2 protein-coding genes are annotated in these 2,574 nt (G+C 67.9%); both read right to left on the bottom strand.

Annotation, left to right across the window (positions count from 1 at the left end; translation table 11 throughout):
* Nucleotides 1-95: 95 nt before the first annotated feature.
* Nucleotides 96-959, bottom strand: coding sequence for an IS21-like element helper ATPase IstB (gene istB, locus ACFHNC_RS24565; RefSeq protein WP_437171865.1), 864 nt, complete (start codon nt 957-959; stop codon nt 96-98).
* Nucleotides 956-2,455, bottom strand: a complete 1,500-nt coding sequence (gene istA / locus ACFHNC_RS24560; RefSeq protein ID WP_437171866.1) for an IS21 family transposase — start codon at nt 2,453-2,455, stop codon at nt 956-958. Before istA ends, istB begins: the two co-directional genes overlap by 4 nt.
* Between the last annotated feature and the right edge of the window lie 119 nt (nt 2,456-2,574).

Genomic DNA, 2,574 nt, shown 5'->3' with positions numbered 1-2,574 from the left:
TGTCAACGGCGGAGCAAAAGCAGGCCAGCGTGGCGGAGTAAAACAAGGCCACTGGCGGCATCGCGGCGGCGGACGTGACCGGCTTGCTTGGGTCGTCAGCCCGGCAGGATCTCGCCGGTATCCTGGTCGATCTGCTCGCCGGCAGCGGCTTCGCCTGGCACCGTCTTCGTCGGCGGGCGCCGGCGAGCGGTGGACTGGGCCAGGCGGTAGCTCTCGCCGTTCATGGTCAGGATGTGGACGTGGTGGGTGAGCCTGTCCAACAAGGCGCCGGTCAGACGCTCCGATCCGAAAACCGACGTCCATTCCTCAAACGGCAGGTTTGAGGTGACGATGGTGGAGCCGTGTTCGTAGCGCTGGCTGAACACTTCGAACAGCAACTCCGCCCCTGTCGGCGACAGCGGCACGTAGCCGAGCTCGTCGATGATCAGCAGCCTGGCCGCCTGCAACTCCCGCTGCATCCTGAGCAGGCGCTTCTCGTCACGCGCTTCCATCAGCTGGTGCACCAGTTGGGCCGCCGTGGTGAACACCACGCTGAACCCCCTCTGGCAGGCGGCTAGGCCGAGGCCCAGGGCGACATGGCTCTTGCCGGTGCCGCTGTTACCGAGCGCGATGATGTTCTCGCGCCGCAGGATGTACTCGCAGCGCGCCAGTTCCAGGACCAACATCTTGTTGAGGCTGGGAATGGCGTTGAACACGAAGCTGTCCAGGCTCTTGGTCGCGGGAAACCGCGCCTGGCGGATCCGCCGTTCGACCAGGCGCCGCTCGCGGTCGATCAACTCCAGCTCGAGCAGCCGCAGCAGGTAGCGGGGATGATCGACGCCGTCGCGGGCGCATTCGCGCGCCACCTTGTCGTATTCGCGCAGCACCGTCGGCAGCCGGAGCTGCTTGAGGTGATGCCCCAGCAGGACCTGCGGCGTGCCCTGGCTGGTGCCATGCGGCATCGCATCGACCGCGGTCATGCCACCTGCTCCCGCAGCAGTGCAGCGTAGTCGGCAGCGCGTGTCATGCGCACGTCGGTACCCGGCAGGTAGGGGTAGGCGGTCAGGTCGAGCCTGGCCGGGCGTCGCTCGATCCGCGCCAGAACGATCTGCCGGACCGCGTCAAAGCCGATGGCGCCGAGATGGATGGCCTCGGCCACCGCGGCAGTCACCACCTCCTTGGCGGCGATCTCCAGCAGCCGCAGCACCTGGATGAACTCCCGCTTGCCCCGGTTGCCCATGCGCGCCTCCAGCAGGTGGCGCAGGTGCTGGAACGCTGGCGGCAAGGCCCAGCCCTGCAGCGCCGCCGCCTGGTCCAGCGCGCCCGGCTTGGTCTCCAGCAGCGCCAGGTAGTGCAAGGGGTCGTAGACGAACTCGCCACGGCCATAGGAGCGGGCGTGGCGGGCGATCGGCACGCCGTCGCAGAGGATCAGCACCGCGTCGACGAAACCCTTCACCAGCACCGCCTGGAACCCATGGGCGGTCGGCACCGAGTAGTCGTTGCCGCGGTAGCGAACCAGCGCGGTCGAGGACACCCGCGCGCTGATCGTCTCGCACGGCTCCAGGACCGTGTCCGGCAGGCGCCGCAGCGCCGCCACATCCGCCACCAGGCGCACGCCGATCGTCTCGGCATGCCGGCCTGCCCGATCGGACTGCCGTAGGCGGCAACGCTCCGCCAGCATGGCGTTGAGCGCCTCATGGCTGGCCGCGATCGGGACCGGGGTCATGAAGTTGGACCGGGAGAACTTCACCAGCCCCTCGACCTTTCCCTTGTCGTTACCCTTGCCGGGCCGGCCGAACCGATCCTGGAACAGGTAGTGACTGACCAGGCCAGTGAACGCCCGCGTCCGATCGCGCCGGCCGTCGCCGCAGATCCTGGCCACCGCCAGCTTGAGGTTGTCGTAAAGGATCGACAGCGGCACACCGCCAAAGAACGCGAAAGCCGAGACGTGCCCATCAAGGAACGCCTCTGTCGTCTCCCGCGGATAAACCTTCACGAAGCAGGCGTCCGACTGCGGCAGATCCATGCAGAAGAAATGGACCTTCTGGCGAACCCCGCCGATCACCGCCACCGCCTCGCCGAAATCCACCTGCGCGTGGCCCGGCGGATGCGACAGCGGTACGAACACCTCCCGCCCGCGCGCCCGCAGCCGCCGCACTTGATCCTTCACCACCGTGTAGCCGCCGCCATAGCCGTGCTCGCCGCGCAGCCGCTCGAAGATCCGCTTGGCCGTGTGCTGCTGCTTGGCCGGCGCCACCCGATCCGCCTCCAATATCGCCTCGATCACCGGCAGCAGCGGGCCCAGCTTGGGCTTCTCCGCCGGCCGCGTCCGCACATAGCCCGGCGGCGCCGAGTACCGGCACATCTTGGCAATCGTGTCCCGGCTCAACCCAAAAACCCGGGCCGCCTCCCGCCGACTATTACCCTCCAGAAAAACAAACTTCCGAACCGCCGCGTAGACCTCCACCACGAACATCTCCCGGCGCCCCACCCTGATCCCTCAGGGTAGGCCGCCTCCCACTGGCCGGGTTTTACCCCGCCCGCAGCAGCACTACGCCGCCGCTCCAGTGGCCGACTTTCTCTCCGCCGCACACA

The organism is Falsiroseomonas sp. E2-1-a4 (genome assembly GCF_051433165.1).
Classification (GTDB): domain Bacteria; phylum Pseudomonadota; class Alphaproteobacteria; order Acetobacterales; family Acetobacteraceae; genus Falsiroseomonas.
This window is presented reverse-complemented; position numbering and strand designations above follow the sequence as displayed.

Excerpts from the sequence above, each read along its gene's own strand:
- istB (WP_437171865.1), bottom strand. The coding sequence starts at position 959 with ATGACCGCGGTCGATGCGATGCCGCATGGCACCAGCCAGGGCACGCCG.
- istA (WP_437171866.1), bottom strand. The coding sequence starts at position 2,455 with ATGTTCGTGGTGGAGGTCTACGCGGCGGTTCGGAAGTTTGTTTTTCTG.